This window comes from Paenilisteria newyorkensis (assembly GCF_000766145.1).
Taxonomy (GTDB): domain Bacteria; phylum Bacillota; class Bacilli; order Lactobacillales; family Listeriaceae; genus Listeria_A; species Listeria_A newyorkensis.
This window is the reverse complement of sequence record NZ_JNFB01000035.1, coordinates 188797-208483: the sequence shown is the minus strand read 5'-3', so window position 1 is coordinate 208483 and position 19687 is coordinate 188797. Positions and strand designations below refer to the sequence as shown.

At 44.1% G+C, this 19687-nt stretch carries 20 protein-coding genes and 1 riboswitch; of the genes, 19 read left to right on the top strand and 1 reads right to left on the bottom strand.

Annotation, left to right across the window (positions count from 1 at the left end; translation table 11 throughout):
- The first annotated feature begins 14 nt into the window (after window positions 1-14).
- Window positions 15-140: riboswitch (FMN riboswitch) on the top strand.
- Window positions 141-389: 249 nt separating this feature from the next.
- Entirely contained in the window at window positions 390-998 is a 609-nt protein-coding gene (locus EP58_RS11700; protein ID WP_036093616.1) for an ECF transporter S component, read from the top strand.
- A 15-nt stretch (window positions 999-1013) separates the two neighbouring features.
- Here the strand turns inward: EP58_RS11700 and EP58_RS11695 are convergent, their stop codons facing one another.
- On the bottom strand, window positions 1014-1262 hold the full coding sequence (locus tag EP58_RS11695) for a ferredoxin (RefSeq protein ID WP_036093614.1): 249 nt from the start codon (window positions 1260-1262) through the stop codon (window positions 1014-1016).
- Window positions 1263-1433: 171 nt separating this feature from the next.
- Here EP58_RS11695 and EP58_RS11690 point away from each other — a divergent pair, with 171 nt between their 5' ends.
- The 18 genes from EP58_RS11690 to aroB all read left to right on the top strand — a co-directional run bounded on the left by EP58_RS11690 (window position 1434) and on the right by aroB (window position 19685).
- Complete coding sequence (locus tag EP58_RS11690; protein ID WP_036093613.1) at window positions 1434-2444, top strand: YpbB family protein; 1011 nt, start codon at window positions 1434-1436, stop codon at window positions 2442-2444.
- A complete protein-coding gene (locus EP58_RS11685; RefSeq protein ID WP_036093611.1) occupies window positions 2435-3835 on the top strand; it encodes a RecQ family ATP-dependent DNA helicase in 1401 nt (466 codons plus the stop codon). Before EP58_RS11690 ends, EP58_RS11685 begins: the two co-directional genes overlap by 10 nt.
- A 9-nt stretch (window positions 3836-3844) precedes the next feature.
- The gene (locus EP58_RS11680) at window positions 3845-4438 is read left to right on the top strand and encodes a CPBP family intramembrane glutamic endopeptidase (protein WP_036093609.1); all 594 of its coding nucleotides are present in this window, start codon (window positions 3845-3847) and stop codon (window positions 4436-4438) included.
- Window positions 4431-5213, top strand: coding sequence for a LysM peptidoglycan-binding domain-containing protein (locus tag EP58_RS11675; protein WP_236637256.1), 783 nt, complete (start codon window positions 4431-4433; stop codon window positions 5211-5213). The genes EP58_RS11680 and EP58_RS11675 overlap by 8 nt, the downstream gene beginning before the upstream one ends.
- A gap of 81 nt (window positions 5214-5294) precedes the next feature.
- Window positions 5295-6257 carry an asparaginase gene (locus EP58_RS11670; protein WP_036093608.1) on the top strand — a complete coding sequence of 321 codons (963 nt, stop codon included), beginning with the start codon at window positions 5295-5297 and terminating at the stop codon, window positions 6255-6257.
- A gap of 22 nt (window positions 6258-6279) precedes the next feature.
- Complete coding sequence (cmk, locus tag EP58_RS11665) at window positions 6280-6954, top strand: (d)CMP kinase (RefSeq protein WP_036093607.1); 675 nt, start codon at window positions 6280-6282, stop codon at window positions 6952-6954.
- A 278-nt stretch (window positions 6955-7232) separates the two neighbouring features.
- Window positions 7233-8381: a 30S ribosomal protein S1 gene (gene rpsA / locus EP58_RS11660; protein WP_036093606.1), complete on the top strand. Its 1149-nt coding sequence runs from the start codon at window positions 7233-7235 to the stop codon at window positions 8379-8381.
- A 342-nt stretch (window positions 8382-8723) separates the two neighbouring features.
- Complete coding sequence (gene der / locus EP58_RS11655) at window positions 8724-10034, top strand: ribosome biogenesis GTPase Der (protein ID WP_036093605.1); 1311 nt, start codon at window positions 8724-8726, stop codon at window positions 10032-10034.
- A 197-nt stretch (window positions 10035-10231) separates the two neighbouring features.
- Window positions 10232-11251 (top strand): NAD(P)H-dependent glycerol-3-phosphate dehydrogenase, encoded by a 1020-nt coding sequence (locus tag EP58_RS11650; protein ID WP_036093603.1) that lies wholly within the window; start codon window positions 10232-10234, stop codon window positions 11249-11251.
- A 308-nt stretch (window positions 11252-11559) separates the two neighbouring features.
- On the top strand, window positions 11560-12543 hold the full coding sequence (locus EP58_RS11645) for a tyrosine-protein phosphatase (RefSeq protein ID WP_036093759.1): 984 nt from the start codon (window positions 11560-11562) through the stop codon (window positions 12541-12543).
- Between the two features lie 410 nt (window positions 12544-12953).
- The gene (locus EP58_RS11640) at window positions 12954-13229 is read left to right on the top strand and encodes an HU family DNA-binding protein (RefSeq protein ID WP_003720260.1); all 276 of its coding nucleotides are present in this window, start codon (window positions 12954-12956) and stop codon (window positions 13227-13229) included.
- A gap of 376 nt (window positions 13230-13605) precedes the next feature.
- Entirely contained in the window at window positions 13606-14172 is a 567-nt protein-coding gene (gene folE / locus EP58_RS11635; RefSeq protein ID WP_036093602.1) for a GTP cyclohydrolase I FolE, read from the top strand.
- 88 nt (window positions 14173-14260) lie between these two features.
- Window positions 14261-15025 (top strand): heptaprenyl diphosphate synthase component 1, encoded by a 765-nt coding sequence (locus tag EP58_RS11630; protein ID WP_036093601.1) that lies wholly within the window; start codon window positions 14261-14263, stop codon window positions 15023-15025.
- A 16-nt stretch (window positions 15026-15041) separates the two neighbouring features.
- Window positions 15042-15755 carry a demethylmenaquinone methyltransferase gene (locus tag EP58_RS11625; protein ID WP_036093600.1) on the top strand — a complete coding sequence of 238 codons (714 nt, stop codon included), beginning with the start codon at window positions 15042-15044 and terminating at the stop codon, window positions 15753-15755.
- A 9-nt stretch (window positions 15756-15764) separates the two neighbouring features.
- Window positions 15765-16730 (top strand): heptaprenyl diphosphate synthase component II, encoded by a 966-nt coding sequence (gene hepT, locus EP58_RS11620; RefSeq protein WP_036093598.1) that lies wholly within the window; start codon window positions 15765-15767, stop codon window positions 16728-16730.
- Window positions 16731-16741: 11 nt separating this feature from the next.
- Window positions 16742-17185, top strand: coding sequence for a nucleoside-diphosphate kinase (gene ndk / locus EP58_RS11615; RefSeq protein WP_036093597.1), 444 nt, complete (start codon window positions 16742-16744; stop codon window positions 17183-17185).
- Between the two features lie 245 nt (window positions 17186-17430).
- Complete coding sequence (gene aroC / locus EP58_RS11610; protein WP_036093596.1) at window positions 17431-18597, top strand: chorismate synthase; 1167 nt, start codon at window positions 17431-17433, stop codon at window positions 18595-18597.
- Between the two features lie 2 nt (window positions 18598-18599).
- Complete coding sequence (gene aroB, locus EP58_RS11605) at window positions 18600-19685, top strand: 3-dehydroquinate synthase (RefSeq protein WP_036093595.1); 1086 nt, start codon at window positions 18600-18602, stop codon at window positions 19683-19685.
- The last annotated feature ends 2 nt before the right edge of the window (window positions 19686-19687 follow it).

Here is a 19687-nt window from a genome sequence, read left to right as displayed (position 1 = left end):
TACAATAAAATATAGTTCATCTTCGGGGCAGGGTGTAATTCCCGACCGGTGGTTAAAGTCCACGAACTGTTTCTTTTTGAGATGGTTGATTTGGTGTAATTCCAAAACCGACAGTATAGTCTGGATGGGAGGAGATGTTGGTTCGCTTACTTTTTGGCGCACTTACTTGAAAAATTGGCTAGTTATGGTCTTTTTGGATGGGACGTTTTTGAGCTACGGTTTTTTAGCGTGGTTTTCTGGAGTCTTATTTGAATGTACTATGCTTGTTTGGAATTTCACATACCATCCCTCGATTGCATTTTCGAAGGGATTTTTTTCGTGTTCGTGTGGTTATTAATAAAGGGAAACCGCAGATTCTTAGGATGAACATCTAAGGAGAAGTGATTTTGATGAAGAAGTATTCTTTAAAGGCGTTTGTAAGTATTGCAGTATTGGGAGCGGTGGCGTTTGTCATCATGTTAATTCAGTTTCCACTATTGCCAAGTGCACCATTTTTAAAATTGGATTTCAGTGATATTCCTGCTATTATTGGCGGTTTATTATTTGGACCGCTCGCGATTGTGTTGATTGAGTTTGTGAAGAATGTGTTGGAGTATTTAGTGACGGGGAGTTTTGTTGGGGTTCCAATCGGGGAATTAGCGAATTTCTTATCTGGTATTTGTTTCGTGCTACCAATTTACTATGTTTTCCGCTACACACGCTCGACGAAAGCGATGATTTTAGGTGCTGGGATTGGGACGGTGACAATGACGGTCATGATGTCGTTGTTTAATTACTTTATCTTATTACCGTTTTATATCACGGTCGGTGGTTTGCCTGCAGGAACGAATATTGCAGCGCTTGTTACGACGGCGATTGTACCGTTTAACTTGCTAAAAGGTGTCGTTGTAGGAGCGGTATTCATCCTTGTTTACGGTAGAATGCGATCGTGGATTTTGAAAAATACGATTGTAAAATTAAGAGTGAAGAAAGATAAAAAGCACCACGGCGTTGTGTAATGCTTTTTGAGATAATTAGGGTTCAAATTTTAGCGGGTCGCCTTGAAATGGGTGGTCCGCTATTTTTATGGAGAGCGATGGGCAGGCTTGTTCGGCGTCGGTGGCGTCGTTTTCGAGCTGCGCGGGGATAGGGGTATTGCCGCTATTGTGATCGAGTGTGTTGTAGGCTAGGCCTTCGTCGTTGTAGTCGAAAATAGCGGGAGCGTGGACGGAACAGGCGCCGCACGCGATGCATGTAGACTGGTCGACGATGGTATATTTCATGTTTTTTGACACCTCCTGATTTTTAGTTGGGAAACGCTTCTCCTTGTTATTATAGAACCATTTGGAGAAAGTGTCTAATAAGGGGTTAAAAAACTTTTTTGGCAAATAGGGATGTCGAACAAATGTTTTCGTGTTAGAATAGATGAAAAGAACGGGAAGGGGCTGGTTGGGATGGATGAATTAGATCATTATTTGTTGGCGATTATTGCATCATTTCCATTGAAACGAAAACCAGCTTTTTTGTTTGCGGTTGCGACGGGGAAACGGACGGGGCAGGCGGTGCAGGATTCGCATTTATTTGAAGTGACGCCTTTATTTGGCTGTGTGCCGACGCTAAGACAGGTGAGTTTTGACGCTAGGTTGGAGCGGATGCAGGAGGATGGTTTGCTCGAGATAACGGAAGATGGTGTTGGTTTAGTGACGGAAATCGAGACGCCTTTTAGGATGCGTTTTCCGTACATAGATGGGTTTTTGTATCAGAATCGGACGGGGCCTTTTTTTGAAAGATTGCTGTTGGCGATACAGGTTTTTAGTAATTTTAAACATGAGCAGAAGCATTATTTGCCGATTGTTCGGGATGAGGCGGCGCAGTGGGCGGTGAAACGTTGGCTGGCTGATCATTTGGTAGGCGATACAAAAGAGGCTGTGCGCGGGCGTTTTTATGCGGAATTGGAGCAGTGGTTAGAGCAGGTGGATGGTGCGCTTTATGTGCCGCGTTTTTCTGGTGGGGATTACATCGGCAAAACGGCGCTTCAAGTGGCTTCAGAACTAGGCGTGACACCTTGGCAGTATTATTTTGCATGGTTGAATGGTTTACATTGCTTGTTTGGTCGGTTGGTGTTGGATTTTCCGCTTTTAAATGGGCTAATGCCGGATGCAGCGCAAGGATTGACGAGTTCGGCTCGGAAAACGTGGCAATTGGCGGAACAAGGTGTTTTGTTTGAGAATATGGCGGGGATTAGGCATTTGAAGGAGAGTACGATTCAAGATCATATTGTGGAAATTGCGGCGACGATTCCGGGATTCAATGTGGGCTCTTGGGTGGATAGCGCGATGATTACGGCGATGTCACAGCAGCCATGGCGATCGTTAAAGGATATTAAGCAGGCTTTTCCAGCATTGGATTATTTTCAAATTAGAGTAGCGCTGATTGCTAGAAGGAGTGGCGTCATATGCAGTTAGAGCAGGAATTAGAGCGTTTTTTAGGGTTTCGTGATTTTAGAGTAGGTCAGCGTGAAGTGGTGGCGCATGTGCTAGATGGGAAAGATTGTTTTGCGATGCTGCCGACGGGGACTGGAAAAACGGTATGTTATCAGTTGTCGGGGTATTTGCTAGATGGCACGGTGCTTATTGTGTCGCCGCTTTTGTCATTGATGCAAGACCAAGTGGAGCGGATGCGGGCCAATGGCGAAAAACGTGTGGTGGCGCTGAACAGTTTTTTGAGTTTGCAGGAGAAACAGCATGCGCTCGAGGATTTATCGGCGTATAAATTTATTTTTGTTTCCCCAGAAATGCTTGCTAACAGGCAGATTCGGATGGCGATTCAGCGTTTAACGATTGGACTTTTTGTGGTTGATGAGGCGCATTGTATTTCGCAGTGGGGGCATGATTTCAGGCCGGATTATTTGGAGCTTGGCGCTGTTAGAGAGGAACTTGGCTCTCCGGTGACGCTCGTTTTGACGGCAACAGCGACGAAGAAAGTACGCGCGGATATTAAAAATCAGTTGCGTTTGAAGGCATGTATGGGTGTGATTCATTCTGTGGATCGACCGAATATCGCGTTGGATGTGCAAAAGTTGGATTCGAGGCTTGAGAAACAAGCGCAGCTTTTGAAGTTAACTGGTTCGTTGAAAGGGCCTGGTATTGTTTATTTTTCTAGTAAGAAATTGGCGGAGCGTTATGCGTTTGAGATTGCGGAACAGCATGGATTGCGTACGGCTTTTTATCACGGAGATATGAGCGGTGAGGATCGTGTGACAATTCAGCAGCAGTTTATTCAGAATCAGCTACACCTTATTTGTGCGACAAGTGCGTTTGGAATGGGCATCGATAAAGGGGATATTCGTTATGTGATTCATTTTCATATGCCGGGGGATTTGGAGGCGTATTTGCAGGAGATTGGTCGCGCTGGGCGAGATGGTGCGCCGAGTATTGCGATTTTGTTGTACGCGGACGGGGATGAGGCGATTCAATTGCAATTGCAGGATCGTGATTTGCCGGAAGAAGAGTTGGTGCATCTGAGTCCTGCTTTAACGGAGCAGTTGCCAATAACGGAGCGGCGCTTTCTGGAGTTTTATCGGGAACTGGGTTTAACGCCCAACCAAATCAAGGAAAAAATCCAGTTTCGTAAGCGTTGGAAACGAGAAAATCTCTATACCTTTTTGAATTTTATAAAAGGAATTACGTGTCGGCGCCAGTTTGTTCGTTATTATTTTGAGGAAGAAGCGAAACAGGAGGCAGTTTCCGATTGTTGCGATGTTTGTGGTGTGGATTACGCGGATTTTGAGGGGGAGAATGAAACGATTGAGCAGCAGCAGGACTGGCAGAAATATTTGGAATACTTATTGAAATGAGGGCAACGTATGGCCAATGCGGTAGAAACGATGAAAAATATGTCCAAAAAAGAAATAACGCGCGTTTTTTTATTGCAAAATGGGTTGTTAATTTTACTCGGAATTGGTATTATTTTTATCAGTACTGGTATTTTAAATTGGATGGGGCAATTGCGCTTTGATTGGGTTTCTGTTTTCCTAGGCGTCGCTTTGGCGTGTGTGTTTGGGGGACTTAATGCTTGGTTGGATCGCTTGTTGCCAGAACGCTTAACGGATGATGGTGGGCTGAATCGGCTTATTTTTCGGAACCGGAAACCGCTAGATATATTTTTGCTTTGTTGTTTGATTGGCGTGACGGAGGAATTTATTTTTCGTGGTATTATCCAAGTTTATTTCGGTTTTTGGGCGAGTATGATTTTGTTCGTGCTTGTGCATTTTCGCTATTTAAATAAAGGATATTTGTTGTTCAATGTTATAATAACTAGTATAATTATTGCAGGACTATTTCAATTCAGTAATCAGAATTTAATTGCCGTAATAATGTTTCATATCGTATTCAATTTTATTGGTGCACTAGATATGAGAAATAGATATCAGAATGAAGGAGGGGTCGCGCGTGGTTAAGAAAGAAGACGAACACATGGGAAAAGACGATCAAGAATTTAAACAATTAGGTGACGAGTACGATGATGATTATATTGATTCGATCCCATCACGTTCCCAAAGCAGACGCGCTAATAAATCAAAAAAAGCTATTTTCCGCTATCCAATATTGAATTTATTAATTATTTTCTTTTTGCTCATCCCGATTGTGTGTTTAGGTGTGTATTTGTTCGTGCTTAATTTTGGCTCCAATAGTGATGACAAAGTGACGACGGAGAATGCCCAAACGGAGACAACGAAGACGAAAGAAGTCAATATCTCGAGCAATGAAGAAAAAATAAAAGAAGCCAAAGAAAAGGCGGCCGCAGAGGCAAAAGCGAAAGAAGAAGCGGATAAGAAGGCAGCGCTCGAGAAACAACAGGCAGAAGAGGCTAAGAAGAAGGAAGAAGAAGCACAGAAAGCCGCCGCTACAAAAGCGGAGCAAGATCGCATTGCCGCTGCGAAAGCAGAAGAAACGCGTAAACAACAAGAAGAAGCCGAAGCTGCTGCTGCGAAAAAAGCAGAGCAAGATCGTCTAGCAGCTGAAGCAAGGCAAAAAGAAAAGGATGCCGAAGAGAAAGCTGCAAATGAGGCTGCATCGTCTCACACGGTTGCTGCTGGGGATACCCTTTACAAAATTGCGCGTCAAGCTTACGGTAATACAAACGTGGCCGCGAATGTCGCAAAAATTAAGCAAGCGAATGGCATAACGAATGATAACGTGCCGATTGGAACAGTGCTTAAGATTCCACAATAAGCATGTGAAAAAAATAAGAAGAATCGAGAATGACAGTGAACCGTTTTTCTCGATTTTTTTCTGGGAAGCAAGGTGTGTTTTTTGGCAAAAGTAGCTTTGATTACGACTGGTGGAACGATTGCTAGTACGAAGACGGAGTCGGGACGTTTGGCCTCAGGAGAGCTTTCGGGGCAAGAATTGGCGGAGCTTTGTGAACTACCGGCAGAGATTCAGGTTGAGATTTTTTCGACGTTTCAGTTGCCATCGATGCATATTTCGTTTCAAGATTTGTTGTCGCTAAAAGACTTGGTGATGCAAATTTTCGAGGATGATACATACGACGGGATTGTTGTGACGCACGGCACGGATTCGCTGGAGGAGACGGCTTATTTTCTGGATTTGGCGATTAGTGATGCGCGACCGGTTGTCGTGACGGGATCGCAGCGGGCGCCTGGTGAAGCTGGGTCAGATGCGTATATTAATATTCGGCATGCGATTTATACGGCGAGCGTGAAAGAATTGCGGGATACTGGGACGGTTGTTGTTTTTAATGAGCGTATTTTTGCAGCGCGTTATGTCAAGAAAGTGCACGCGTCCAATATTCAAGGATTCGGTGCATTCGGATTTGGCTATTTAGGCATCATCGATAACGATCAAGTTTTTCTATATCAGAAGCCTGTGGAGCATGAATCTTACCTTATTAAACGCGCGATGCCCTCGATTTACATCGTGAAATGCTATTTGGAAGCGGATGGATTGTTCATTGATGCCGCACGTGAAGCTGGCGCGGATGGAATCGTGTTGGAAGGCGTGGGGCGTGGTCAAGTGGCGCCTAGGATGATGCCAGCAATTGAGCGTGCGTTAGCTGCAGAAATTCCAATCGTTATTTCAACAAGCGCGGAAGAAGGCAATGTTTACACGACTTATGATTACGAAGGCAGCACGTACGATCTCTATAAAAAAGGAGTCATTCTTGGAAAAGATTATGATAGCAAAAAGGCACGCATGAAATTAGCAGTTTTAATCGCTGCGGAAGAAGAAATTTGCCAAACTAATTTCAGATAAGACGAAGGAGTCGAACCATAAAATGAGTAAAAAGATTTGTATCGCGATTGATGGACCTGCTGCTGCGGGAAAAAGTACGGTGGCAAAAATTGTCGCGAAGGAATTGCAGTATATTTACATCGACACAGGCGCCATGTACCGCGCTGTAACGTATGCTGCGATTTCGCAAAAAGTGGCCTTGAATGATGAAGCGGCGCTAGGGAACATGTTGCAGGAGACATCGATTCGCTTTGAGCCGGGGGAAGTACAGCAAGTATTTATTGGTGGAGAAAACGTGACGGAAGTGATCCGTTCGTTGGAAGTAACGGCGAACGTATCCGAAGTGGCGGCACATCCTGTTGTTCGAGAAGAGCTGCAAAAGCGGCAACAAGTTTTCGCGGCAGAAGGCGGGATTGTGATGGACGGTCGTGATATCGGTACAGCCGTGTTACCACATGCAGAGCTGAAAATATTCTTACTAGCGAGCGTAGATGAGCGCGCAGAGCGTCGTTATAAAGAGAATGTCTCCAAAGGGTTCCCGAGCAATTTGGAGCAATTAAAAAAAGAGATAGAAGAGCGCGATCATCTTGATTATACGAGAGAACATTCGCCATTACAGAAGGCAGAAGACGCGATTGAGCTAGATACGACATCAATGACAATTGCGGAAGTAGCAACAGCAATTCACCAATTAGCGGAAGAAAAAATCACCGAGTAAGTCTATACATTTTCTGCGGAAGTCTAGATATACAGTTTATTTTTATTTTTAGTAAGAAAAATCACGTGAATTCGACCTAAAAAACTTGACAAATGAACGTATTTGTAGGAAGTTAGTAGAGAGAGAATTTATCTCGTTAACAGGATTTTTGAAAACCCATTTTAGATTGAAGTCGTATTCATGCTTATTTCATCGCTTTTTTGCGCTTACTTATTTTTGAAACAGTCAATCTTGGGGAATCCTAGCTTACGATAAACGTTTTTAGAGGAGGGCTATGCATGTCTGAAGAATTAAATGATGTAGAAGTTAGAAATTTTGAAGAAGGCGACAAAGTCACTGGTACTGTTACTAGTGTAGAGGATAAACAGGTTTACGTTGGTATTCCTGATTCCAAACTAGATGGTGTTGTCCCAATCAGTGAATTATCTAATGTTCATATTGAGCAAGCATCTGATGTGGCGAGTGTTGGCGATACGTTAGACTTAATCGTTTTGAAAGTAGAAGACGATGTGTTGGTATTATCAAAACGTAAAGTAGACGCGCTTCAATCTGTCGATGATATTAAAGCAAAATTCGAATCCGGTGAAGTATTCGAAGCAGTCGTGAATGATGTTGTCAAAGGCGGCTTAGTAGTAGATCTTGGCGTGCGTGCGTTCGTGCCAGCATCCCTTGTAGAAGACCATTTTGTAGAAGATTTTGCGTCGTATAAAGACCAAACTTTGACGTTTAAAGTGGTAGAATTTGAGCCAGAGAATAACCGTGTGATTTTATCGCATCGTGCTGTTGTCGAAGCTGAGAAATCAGGTAAGAAGCAAGAACGCTTGAATGAAATTAAAGAAGGCGATGTTGTCGAAGGTACGGTTCAACGCTTGACTAGCTTCGGCGCTTTCGTTGATATGAACGGCATTGACGGTTTGGTTCACATTTCCCAAATCTCATACCAACATATCGCGGCACCATCTGATGTTTTAGAAGAAGGACAAACAGTGACTGTAAAAGTTATCGGTGTCGATCCAGCAAACGAACGCATCTCTTTATCTATTAAAGAAACACAACCAGGCCCTTGGGATGATATCTCTGAAAAAGCGCCAGTTGGTTCTGTTCTAAAAGGTAAAGTAGCGCGTCTTGTGACATTCGGTGCCTTCGTGGAAATTTTCCCTGGTGTCGAAGGATTAGTCCATATTTCTCAAATTTCGCATCAACATATTGGTACACCTCAAGAAGTATTAAAAGAGGGCCAAGAAATTGAAGTGAAAGTGCTAGATGTGAATGAGGCAGACAAACGCTTGTCACTTAGCATTAAAGAGTTGACAGAAGCGCCTGCTGAGGTTGCTGATTATGAGTTGCCAGAAGAAAACACTGGATTCCAACTTGGAGATTTAATCGGTGACAAATTAAAGAATCTAAAGACAACAGACGATAAATAAGCGATAAAGTGTTAACTTTCGGATTGTAGAAAAACGGCTTGACATGATTTTCTACCAAACCTCAGCGTGTCGAGAAATACCTAGTTTCTAGGCAAAGGCGAGTACCGAAGCGGAACATACTTTGGTATGTGAGCAGCGGAACGGAGCTTTTAACGACGAAAATGGGTGTTTCTCGACACGCTGAAAGTTTTTTATCCGCTAGGGCGGGAAGCTCGTATCACGTATTGTTTACGTGTTACGAGCTCCCCGCTTTTTATTTGTGAAATTTAAGTTGATACTAGGCGTGTTTACTGTTAAACTAAAGAAAGTCTGAAGTAATTTAAAGAAAAAGAAGGTGAAATAATGGTTAAACCAGTAGTAGCAATTGTCGGTCGTCCGAATGTCGGCAAATCCACTATTTTCAACCGCATCGTTGGCGAACGTGTCTCGATTGTGGAGGATATTCCAGGTGTCACGCGGGACCGGATTTATAATTCGGCTGATTGGCTTGGACGTGATTTTAATATTATTGATACAGGTGGAATCGATTTAGGAGACGAGCCATTCTTAGCGCAAATCAAGGCGCAGGCAGAGATCGCGATTGATGAAGCAGACGTTATCATTTTTATTACGAATGGTCGTGAAGGCGTAACAGATGCCGATGAACAAGTGGCCAAAATTTTATACAGATCTAAAAAACCGATTGTTTTAGCGATTAATAAAGTCGATAATCCAGAGATGCGTGATCAGATTTATGATTTCTATTCGCTTGGATTCGGCGAGCCATTCCCAATTTCGGGATCGCATGGCTTGGGGCTTGGAGATTTACTTGATGAAGTATTTAAGAAATTCCCAGAACGTGAGGAAGAAGAATACGATGAGAATGTTATCAAATTCTCTCTAATCGGCCGTCCGAATGTTGGTAAATCCTCCATTTTGAACGCTTTATTAGGTGAGCAACGCGTCATTGTTTCGGATGTTGCTGGAACGACGCGTGATGCGATTGATACGCCTTATGAATTTGAAGGGCAAGAGTACGTGATGATTGATACGGCGGGGATGCGTAAACGCGGAAAAGTCTATGAATCAACGGAAAAATATAGCGTACTACGTGCGATGAGAGCGATTGAACGAAGCGATGTTGTTTTAGTTGTGCTAAATGCGGAAGAAGGCATTCGTGAGCAAGATAAGCGAATTGCAGGCTATGCACACGAAGCAGGGCGCGGTATTTTAGTCGTCGTGAATAAATGGGATGCTATCGAAAAAGACGAGAAAACAATGAACGCGTTTATTCAAGATATTCGCGAGCAGTTCTTGTTCTTATCTTACGCACCGATTGTTTTCGTGTCAGCGGTAACGAAACAACGCTTGACCAACCTATTCCCAATGATTAACGACATCAGTAACAACCATTCTTTACGCGTACAATCAAGTCTATTGAACGATGTAATCATGGATGCCGTTGCGATGAACCCGTCACCAATGGATAAAGGTAAACGACTTAAAATCTACTATACGACGCAAGTTGCGGTTAGACCACCAACATTTGTAGTCTTTGTAAACGAACCAGAAATGATGCATTTCTCTTACGAACGATTCCTAGAAAACCGAATTCGCGAAGCCTTCCCGTTTGATGGCACGCCAATTCGCTTAATAGCACGCCAAAGAAAGTAACTAGTGTAGAGCATACACTATGTAAATCGGCGGCAAGCGCTCGCATTCAGGAGATTCGGCGGACTTCCGGTTCTCACGTACACCAGTACGCTCCGCTTCCGGCTTCCGCCGAATCTCCTGAATACAAACGCTTTCGCTCGATTTGTATAAAGCGAAGTGTAGCTCCTACTTGATCAATGTAAAGGAGTGACGGTTTAATGACGAAAAAACAAAAGATTGCTGTTCTTGGTGCTGGAAGTTGGGGCACTGGGTTGGCGCTAGTTTTGATTGAAAATGGGCATGATGTTGTTATTTGGGGAAATCACGCAGAAGTGGTTGAGGAACTGAATACAAAGCATACCAATCAACATTATCTTCCTGATATGACGCTTTCGCCGAAGATGCGGGCAACGCTCGTATTGGAGGAAGCCCTAGCTGGCGCAGAGATGGTCGTTATTGCGATTCCGACGAGCGCTATGAGGATTGTTTGTAGTCAACTAAATGATGCCTTAAAAGAACCGACATTGCTTGTACACGTGAGTAAAGGTATCGAGCCTGATACGAACTTACGGATGACGCAAGTAATTGAGGAAGAAATTGCACCTGAGAAACGTTCTGCACTCATTGTTTTATCTGGACCTAGCCACGCCGAAGAAGTTGTCCGTCATCATCCGACGACACTTTGCGCGAGTTGTAAAGATTTAGCAGCAGCAGAAATTGTGCAGGATGCCTTTTTAAACAACAATTTGCGGATTTATACGAATGAAGACGTGATTGGTGCTGAAATCGGAGGTGCTTTGAAAAATATTATCGCACTTGGCGCTGGAATCACAGATGGCCTTGGTTACGGCGATAATGCTAAAGCGGCTCTCATGACGCGCGGTATGGCTGAAATTACGCGACTTGGCGTAACGGCTGGTGCTGATCCACAGACATTTTATGGACTGACCGGAATTGGCGATTTGATTGTTACGTGTACGAGCGTGCATTCGAGAAACTGGCGCGCAGGGAATATGCTTGGTAAAGGTGAGAGCTTAGAACGCGTGCTCGAAAATATGGGAATGGTCGTGGAAGGCGTACGCACAGCCAAAGCCGTTCACCAATGGGCGAAAAAGCTTGATATTGACATGCCAATCACAGAAGCCATCTACCAAGTCCTATTTGAAAAAGAAGACCCTCAGATTGCCGTTGACCGCCTGATGGGGCGCGATCGCAAGCTTGAAAAAGAAGAATATTGATGAAGAAACTGCTTTATACGATATTTCTCCAAACTTTAGCGTGTCGACCAATGCTTAGTTTCTAGGCAAAAGCGAGTACCAGCGCGGAGCGTACTTAGGTACGAGAGCACTGGAACGGAGCTTTTAACGAACAAGGGTTACAGGCTCACTTCGTTCTCCTGCATATTGAAGTTGTAACTCGTTCTACTTCGGACAACCCCAACAATGAGTGTTTGTCGACACGCTGAAAACCTCCTGCAGATTCGTTTGTAGGAGGTTTTATGTTACTATAGAGTTAAAATCTATACAAATTCGGAGGGATAACAATGATACAAGTCCAAAGAACAGGAACGCAATTGTCGCTTACGTGGTCACCAGGCGATATTCCAGTCGGTTCAACGATTTTTCAGGGCCATACAGCAGAGCCTAGCGCTTCCAAAAAACAATTATTAGTCACCGACCAAGAGACACATCTGCTACTTTTAACAGAGGATTTACCAGTCTTTTTCACAATTCAAAAACCAGATGGTGCAACGGAAGTCATCGGGGAGCGAATTATTCCACTAGAGGGTTGTTTCAATTTCCGAGATTTAGGTGGCTACGTGAATACAGCTGGAAAAACAGTGAAATGGGGGCAATTATACCGTTCTTCGCTCCTCACGAATTTAACGGCTAAGGATGAAAAGACGCTCGAAACGATGGGAATAAAGTGGATTTGCGATCTGCGTAGTACGTCCGAGATTACGGCGAAACCATCCCCGTCTATTCCAGGCATTGCGAACCGTCATATTCCGATTGGAACGGCTAAAAATGAGTCGAGCGAAACGCAAAAAATGGATATTCCAGAGGATCATCGTGTTTATGAACCGTTGATGGGAGAAAGCTATCGCGTTTTCGTGCAGTCTAAAGATGGTTTTCGCGAAATTTTGGAATATGTTATCGATCAAGCGGATTTGCCGTTTCTATTCCATTGCACAGCTGGAAAGGACCGCACAGGCGTTTTAGGCGCACTTTTACTGAAGTTGCTGGATGTACCAGAAAAGACGATTTTAGCGGATTACGAGCTTACGAACCAATATGCGGATGCCATTTTAGGTGAGATGCAAGGTTTGGTGGAGGCTTTCTCTGGGAGTACCAAAAAAATAGAACTAGAGAATTTCCGACCAATGGCAGAAGCAAAACCCGCCTATTTAGAAATTGCATTTGATGAGATGCGAAAAGAATATGGTTCAGTAGATGCTTATTTAGAAAAAGGAATTGGGATTAGCGCTTCCAAAAAGGCAAAATTCCAGTCTATGATGTTAGAAGGATAATAGTAGTTGAAACCTAGAGTTGTCAGGCAAAAGCGCCGATTTTCGCTCGTTTTTTAAGGAATTTGAACTATTTTTCTTATTTGGTGTGTTTTTACTTGCTATTATAGGTCTCTCGCGTTAGTATTATGCTTAACAGCTTGATACAATCACGTTTCCAGAACTAGGACTAGGAGAATGATGGAGAGACTTTTTTGTAAAAAATAAAGCTTTTCGCTTCTAAATCCTTGCAGTTGTAAGGATAATGTGATAATCTTTTATCAGAATCACTGAAACGGCGATAAAACGCCATTCCAGCCGAAATTCTTCTTAGAATTTCCATAGAAGTTTAGCTTATTTTGGAAAATGGATAATACAAGTGTTAAGGAAGACCTGCTCATTTGGTATTATTCTCTTAAGGAGGTGAAAAAACAATGGCAAACAAAACTGATTTAGTAAATAGCGTAGCAGAACTTGCAGATCTTTCTAAAAAAGACGCTGCTAAAGCTGTAGAAGCTGTTTTTGAAACTATCCAAACTTCTTTATCTAAAGGTGAAAAAGTTCAATTAATCGGATTTGGTAACTTTGAAGTTCGTGAACGTGCTGCCCGTAAAGGACGCAATCCACGTACGAAGGAAGAGATTGACATTCCTGCAAGCAAAGTTCCAGCATTCAAACCAGGTAAGGCGCTTAAAGAAGCTGTTAAATAACTACATACACTTTTTAAGCACAAAAAAAGGAGTTCCTCGGAATTCCTTTTTTTGTTGCTAAAATTCAAGTTTACTAGTTCACAAAAAAACGAGCAATGGTGTTTGTATTTCCCGATTTTGGCGGAACGAGGATGGCAAATTCAATGCATTCTTTTGCCTATTTAGGTTCTAATTGGCTTCCCTTCAAAGAACCATAACAAAGTGGAACATGCCTTTGTATGTAGGAACCGGAAGTCTACTACATTTGCTGATTGCAAGCGCTTGTCGCCGGTTTATCTGTTGTCGCAACAAGACTATGAGTGATTAACGTTTACCTGGTTTGCTTGCTATGTTAAAATAACGAGGTAGATAAAGACTGGTTATAAAGGGGATTATTATGGAGCAAATAGATAAACAAAAGATTGCGGATGCAGTCAAAGTTATTTTAGAGGCGGTTGGAGAGAATCCGGAACGTGAGGGATTACTTGATACGCCAATGCGTGTTGCAAGAATGTATGAAGAAGTTTTTTCTGGATTGCAAAAGGATCCTTCCGTTCATTTTAATACGGTTTTTGAGGAGCAGCATGAGGAACTTGTTTTAGTGAAAGATATTCGGTTTTCATCGATGTGTGAGCATCACTTAGTACCGTTTTTTGGTGTGGCGCATGTGGCTTACTTGCCGCAAAATGGTCGAGTGGCTGGGCTTAGTAAGCTTGCGCGTGTGGTGGATGATGTGAGTAAACGGCCGCAATTGCAGGAGCGTATTACGACAACGGTAGCAGAAATTATGATGGATAAATTAAAACCGCTTGGTGTTATGGTTATTTTAGAGGCGGAGCACATGTGTATGACTATCCGTGGTGTCAATAAACCAGGTGCTAGAACGGTTACAAGCGCTGTTCGTGGGGCTTTTAGAAACGATGATAAGCTGCGTAGTGAGGTTATGGCGCTCATTAAGAATTAAACGGCTAACCAAGCTGATAGCGATTTTTGAAGGAGTTATGGTATAATTTAAGGTACAGGATAAACGAGATTTGAAGGGGATTTTGTAAATGAGTTATCAAGGTGGCGTAGCGCAGTTGAAGCAGGTAGAGGCACTTGTTTTAGATCAGACAGCTTATCGGTTTTTGGGTGACAATTTTGATGGGCCAAAAATGGACAAGGATCAGATGTTGTGGCTACATGAGGCGATTAGAGGGACTGATTTAGAGGATAGTGTGGCTCAGCAAGTGATTGGTGCGACGCTATATGTGATTTTAGCTCATGATACGCATGATGGGATTGATGAGCCGAGTGATGTGAGGCAAAAGACGTGGCAAGAACGGCAGTTAACGGTGCTTGCTGGGGATTTCTATAGTAGCCTGTATTATCGGGCGTTGGCTGATTTTGGCATGATTGACTTGCTGGCGGCTTTACAGCGTGGTGTTCAGGAGACGAATGAGGCGAAGGTCAACCTTTATCAGCTGCATATTACTGGTGATGAGGATTATTTAGCGCATTTAGTGATGTCAAAAGCGGCCATTTTTTCTAAGTTTGCGACTTATTTCGAGTGCGATGAGACTTTTACGTTTGTTGGAGCACGCGCGATTCTGTTAACATACCTTTTGAAAGAACGCAAAAATTGGTTGGTGACTGGGAGCTCGCTGTTTGAGGCGGCCTATGAACACGGCTATATGGCGTTAAATGCACAGGCTGATTTTGCAATGTGGTTAGAGGATTTGATTGTGACATTGAAGGCTGAAATCAAGGCAAATATAGACGGGTTAGTTATTTCTGACATGACAGAGAAACGTTTGCAAGAGCTACTCGGACAATAGAGGAGAAATGATGGGTATGATAGAGACGAAAGAAGAGAAAGTTCATAATGTGTTCGAAAAAATTTCTCCTAGCTATGACCGAATGAATAGCTTGATTAGTTTTCATTTACATGCGAAATGGCGTCAAACAACGATGGATTTTATGCGCGTGAAGGCTGGTTCCTCAGCGCTTGATGTTTGTTGTGGGACGGCGGATTGGACGCTTGCGATGGCGGAAGCGGTAGGTGTGGAAGGTTCGGTTATTGGTCTGGATTTTAGTGAGAATATGTTGGCGGTCGGTCAAGAAAAAGTACTGGACTCGCCGTATTCTAATATTACGCTAATGCACGGGAATGCGATGGAATTGCCGTTTGCGGATGATTCGTTTGACTACGTGACGATTGGTTTTGGTTTGCGTAACGTGCCGGATTATATGACGGTTTTGCGTGAAATGTATCGGGTGTTGAAACCAGGTGGCTTGTTGACCTGTTTGGATACATCAACGCCGACGATTCCAGGTTACAATCAGTTATTCTTCTTTTATTTCCGCCATATGATGCCTTTGATGGGTAAATTGTTTGCGAAAAGCTATGAGGAATATGCGTGGTTGGAAGAATCAACACGAAGTTTCCCTGGTATGAAAAAATTAGCTGATATGTTCCAAGACGCTGGATTCGATCATGTCCGTTACGTTCCGCATAGTGGTGGGGCAAGCGCGACGCATTTTGGGTACAAAAAGAAAGAACAATAGGTGGGGCAGATGAAACTTAATTTTCTATATTCTAATATTCAGGCGGATGTTGCAGCGATCGAAGAGGAATTGCGCAGAGCTGTTGCATCCGAACAGGCCCCTTTGATTGAGGAGGCGGCTTTACAACTTCTAGATGCTGGCGGAAAACGGATTAGACCGATTTTTGTGTGCCTCACAGCGAGACTTGGTCAGTTTGAATGGAATCAGGTAGAGCAGGCGGCGGTGGCAGTAGAGTTAATACATATGGCCTCGATCGTGCATGATGATGTTGTGGATGATGCGGATGTGAGGCGCGGCCGACCAACAATCAAATCGAAGTGGGGAAACCATGTTGCGATGTATACAGGAGATTTCTTGTTTGCGAAGTCACTGGAATATATGACAAAAATCCTGAATCCAGAGGCGCATCAAGTGCTTTCGAATGTGACTGTGGAGCTCGCTGTTGGTGAGATTGAACAATTGCGCGCCAAATATAATTTCAATCAAAATGTGCGGACGTATTTGCGCCGGATTAAGCGAAAGACAGCGCTTTTGATTGCGGCGAGTTGCCAGCTGGGTGGAATTGTAGCACAACTGGATCCGAAAATGCATCGAAAACTGTTTTTGTTTGGGTATTATGTCGGGATGTCGTTCCAAATTACGGATGACGTTCTTGATTTTACTGGATCAGAGAAGTCACTTGGTAAGCCAGCTGGGGACGATTTAAGACAAGGGAATATTACGTTGCCAGTATTTTTTGCAATGGAGGACGAGGCTTTTCGGGTGAAGTTGCGCGGGATTACGGAGCAGACGACAAAGGATGAGATGCAAGCGTTTATTGCGGAAATCAAGGCATCCGGAGCGATTAAGAAATCAGAAGCGGTCGCGGAGAGCTATTTGCAAAAGGCGATTGCGATTTTAGAGGAGTTTCCGCCGTCGAAGGAACTGAAACCGTTGAAGCAGATTGTGCAATTTTTGGATAAGAGAAAATACTAGGAGGTAGGAAGATGGAGAGAACGTATTTGATGGTAAAACCGGATGGTGTCGAGCGTGGCTTGATTGGTGAAGTCGTGGCGCGCTTGGAGAAAAAAGGACTCAAATTAGTTGGTGCAAAGTTGATGCGCATCGATGAAGAATTGGCAACACAACATTACGCGGAACATGTCGGTAAGCCATTCTTTCCAGACCTCTTGCAATTTATTACGTCTGGTCCAGTTTTTGCGATGGTTTGGGAAGGCGACGAGGCAGTTGCGATTGCGCGCCTCATGATGGGCAAAACGAATCCGCTTGAAGCTGAGCAGGGAACGATTCGCGGGGATTTCGCGGTACATATGAATCGGAATGTGATTCATGGTTCGGATTCGGTCGAAAGTGCGGTGCGCGAGATTGGTTTGTTTTTCAAAGCAGAAGAGTTGCTGTCGTATGATAAAGCAATAGATGTGTGGTTATAGGTAATGATGCGAAGGCGTTTGTATTTGGAGATTGGAGTGAACCGGAATGTACGGAAAGAGCCGGAAGTTCGCAAGTCTTCCAAATAGGAGCGCTTTTTGTGTATTTCGTGCGTTTTGACGCTTTTCCTGTTTACGTGGGTGGCAAATTATGATATGATACTACACATACACTTTAAAGCGCTAAAATGACGATGCTTATTTTTGAAATAGAGGAAAGATTAAATAGATGGAGAGGAAGTTGAAAAATGAGATATTTAACAGCGGGAGAATCACATGGCCCAGGACTTACGACGATTATTGAGGGATTGCCAGCGGGGATGCCACTTTTGGCGGAGGATATTAATCGGGATTTGAAGCGACGTCAAGGTGGACATGGACGTGGGGCGCGGATGCGTATTGAAACGGATCGTGCGCAAATTTCAGCAGGTGTTCGTCACGGTAAAACGATGGGCTCGCCTGTTGCTATTTTTGTGGAGAATAAAGACTGGAAAAAATGGGAAACGGTGATGAGTATTGAGCCGGTACCTGCGGAAAAAGAGGCGTCGCGGAAAGTTTCTCGTCCACGCCCAGGTCATGCAGATTTGGTTGGTGGGATGAAATACGGACATCGTGATATGCGTAATGTATTGGAGCGTTCTTCGGCTCGCGAAACTACGGTGCGTGTGGCCGCTGGCGCGATTGCTCGGAAATTATTGCTTGAGCTTGGTATCGAAGTCGCTGGACATGTGCTCGAAATTGGCGGCGTGCGTGCGGAATTGACGCGTGATTACTCAATCAAGGAGATTCAAGAGATTTCTGAGGCGTCATCAGTGCGTTGTTTGGATACGGCAAAAGAGGAAGAGATGAAGCAGAAAATCGATGAAGCGAAGAAAAATGGCGATACGATTGGCGGCATTGTCGAAGTTGTCGTTGGCGGCGTGCCTGCGGGGCTTGGAAGTTATGTGCAATGGGATCGCAAACTCGATGCAAAAATTGCGCAGGCAATCGTGAGCATTAACGCGTTTAAAGGCGCGGAGTTTGGCGTTGGTTTTGAAGCGGCGCGTAAACCTGGTAGTGAGGTCATGGATGAGATTTTATGGTCGGAGGAAGATGGTTATACGCGACGCACGAACAATCTTGGTGGTTTTGAAGGTGGAATGACGAACGGGATGCCGATTGTGGTTCGCGGTGTTATGAAGCCGATTCCGACGTTATACAAGCCTCTTCAAAGTGTGGATATTGACTCGAAGGAAGTATTTAACGCGAGTGTGGAGCGTTCTGATAGTTGTGCGGTTCCTGCGGCGAGTGTTGTCGCGGAAGCGGTTGTTGCATGGGAAGTAGCGCAAGCGATTTTGGAGAAATTTGATAGCGATCGTTTTGACGTACTACGGGCGCATGTGGAAGAGCATCGCGCTATGACGAAGGAGTTTTAAAAATGGCAGAAATCACGGTGACGACGAAGGATAAGGTGTACCCGGTCTATATCAGTCAGAATGCGCTACGTGAGCAGGCGGAAAGCTTGGTTGCAGAGCTGAGCCGTTTTTCGCAGGTGTTTGTGATGACGGATGCGAATGTCGCGGAAATTCATATGGCAAAAATGAACGAATTGTTGGCGCCACTTGAAAAGGTTTCGTATTATGTGACGCCTGCTGGTGAAGAAGCGAAGACATTTGCGGTGTATGAGGATGCTATGACGAAGGCGATTGAGATTGGTCTGGATCGCAAATCGGTCTTGCTTGCTTTTGGTGGTGGCGTGATTGGAGACCTTGGTGGTTTCGTTGCGGCGACGTATATGCGAGGCATTGCGTTTTATCAAATTCCGACGACCGTTTTGGCGCATGATAGTGCGGTTGGCGGGAAAGTTGCGATTAATCATCCGCTAGGCAAAAACATGGTTGGGAATTTTTATCAACCGGAGGCCGTGATTTATGATACGTCTTTACTGGGGACGCTTTCGGAGCGGGAGATGCGTTCTGGTTTTGCGGAGCTGGTGAAGCATGCGTTGATTCAGGATCCGGCGTTGCTTGTGGAATTGATGGCAACGTACAAAACGCCGATGGATTTGTATCGCGTGGATTTGACGAACTATCTTGCGCGCGGTATCGAGATTAAAGCGGAGATTGTGTCGCAGGATGAGACGGAGCAAGGGGTGCGCGCATATTTGAATTTTGGGCATACGATGGGGCATGCGATTGAGGCGTACGGCGAATTTGGCAAATGGCTTCATGGGGAGTCGATTATGTTCGGGATGGTTTACGCGCTGGACATGAGTGAGCAGTTGTTAGGTCTGACTTTTGATAAAGAGGGACTGCTCAAATGGCTTGCGGCGTTGGGATATGATGTACACTTACCGGCGAATCTTGATTTTGCTGTTTTGCTAGAAAATATGAAGCATGATAAAAAGACGACATTTAACGAAATAACAATGATATTGCTTGAAGAAATTGGCAAACCGAAAATTCAAAAAGTGTCGGATGATGTGATAGAGGCAACATTTAGAAGAGTGAGTCAGGAGGCGTAGAG

What these genes read in the sequence shown, in the direction of transcription:
- ndk (WP_036093597.1), top strand. Translation starts at nt 16,742, where the DNA reads ATGGAGAGAACGTATTTGATGGTAAAACCGGATGGTGTCGAGCGTGGC.
- EP58_RS11680 (WP_036093609.1), top strand. Translation starts at nt 3,845, where the DNA reads ATGGCCAATGCGGTAGAAACGATGAAAAATATGTCCAAAAAAGAAATA.
- EP58_RS11685 (WP_036093611.1), top strand. Translation starts at nt 2,435, where the DNA reads ATGCAGTTAGAGCAGGAATTAGAGCGTTTTTTAGGGTTTCGTGATTTT.
- der (WP_036093605.1), top strand. Translation starts at nt 8,724, where the DNA reads ATGGTTAAACCAGTAGTAGCAATTGTCGGTCGTCCGAATGTCGGCAAA.
- EP58_RS11650 (WP_036093603.1), top strand. Translation starts at nt 10,232, where the DNA reads ATGACGAAAAAACAAAAGATTGCTGTTCTTGGTGCTGGAAGTTGGGGC.
- aroB (WP_036093595.1), top strand. Translation starts at nt 18,600, where the DNA reads ATGGCAGAAATCACGGTGACGACGAAGGATAAGGTGTACCCGGTCTAT.
- EP58_RS11690 (WP_036093613.1), top strand. Translation starts at nt 1,434, where the DNA reads ATGGATGAATTAGATCATTATTTGTTGGCGATTATTGCATCATTTCCA.
- EP58_RS11700 (WP_036093616.1), top strand. Translation starts at nt 390, where the DNA reads ATGAAGAAGTATTCTTTAAAGGCGTTTGTAAGTATTGCAGTATTGGGA.
- hepT (WP_036093598.1), top strand. Translation starts at nt 15,765, where the DNA reads ATGAAACTTAATTTTCTATATTCTAATATTCAGGCGGATGTTGCAGCG.
- cmk (WP_036093607.1), top strand. Translation starts at nt 6,280, where the DNA reads ATGAGTAAAAAGATTTGTATCGCGATTGATGGACCTGCTGCTGCGGGA.
- EP58_RS11630 (WP_036093601.1), top strand. Translation starts at nt 14,261, where the DNA reads ATGAGTTATCAAGGTGGCGTAGCGCAGTTGAAGCAGGTAGAGGCACTT.
- rpsA (WP_036093606.1), top strand. Translation starts at nt 7,233, where the DNA reads ATGTCTGAAGAATTAAATGATGTAGAAGTTAGAAATTTTGAAGAAGGC.
- aroC (WP_036093596.1), top strand. Translation starts at nt 17,431, where the DNA reads ATGAGATATTTAACAGCGGGAGAATCACATGGCCCAGGACTTACGACG.
- EP58_RS11695 (WP_036093614.1), bottom strand. Translation starts at nt 1,262, where the DNA reads ATGAAATATACCATCGTCGACCAGTCTACATGCATCGCGTGCGGCGCC.
- EP58_RS11625 (WP_036093600.1), top strand. Translation starts at nt 15,042, where the DNA reads ATGATAGAGACGAAAGAAGAGAAAGTTCATAATGTGTTCGAAAAAATT.
- EP58_RS11640 (WP_003720260.1), top strand. Translation starts at nt 12,954, where the DNA reads ATGGCAAACAAAACTGATTTAGTAAATAGCGTAGCAGAACTTGCAGAT.
- folE (WP_036093602.1), top strand. Translation starts at nt 13,606, where the DNA reads ATGGAGCAAATAGATAAACAAAAGATTGCGGATGCAGTCAAAGTTATT.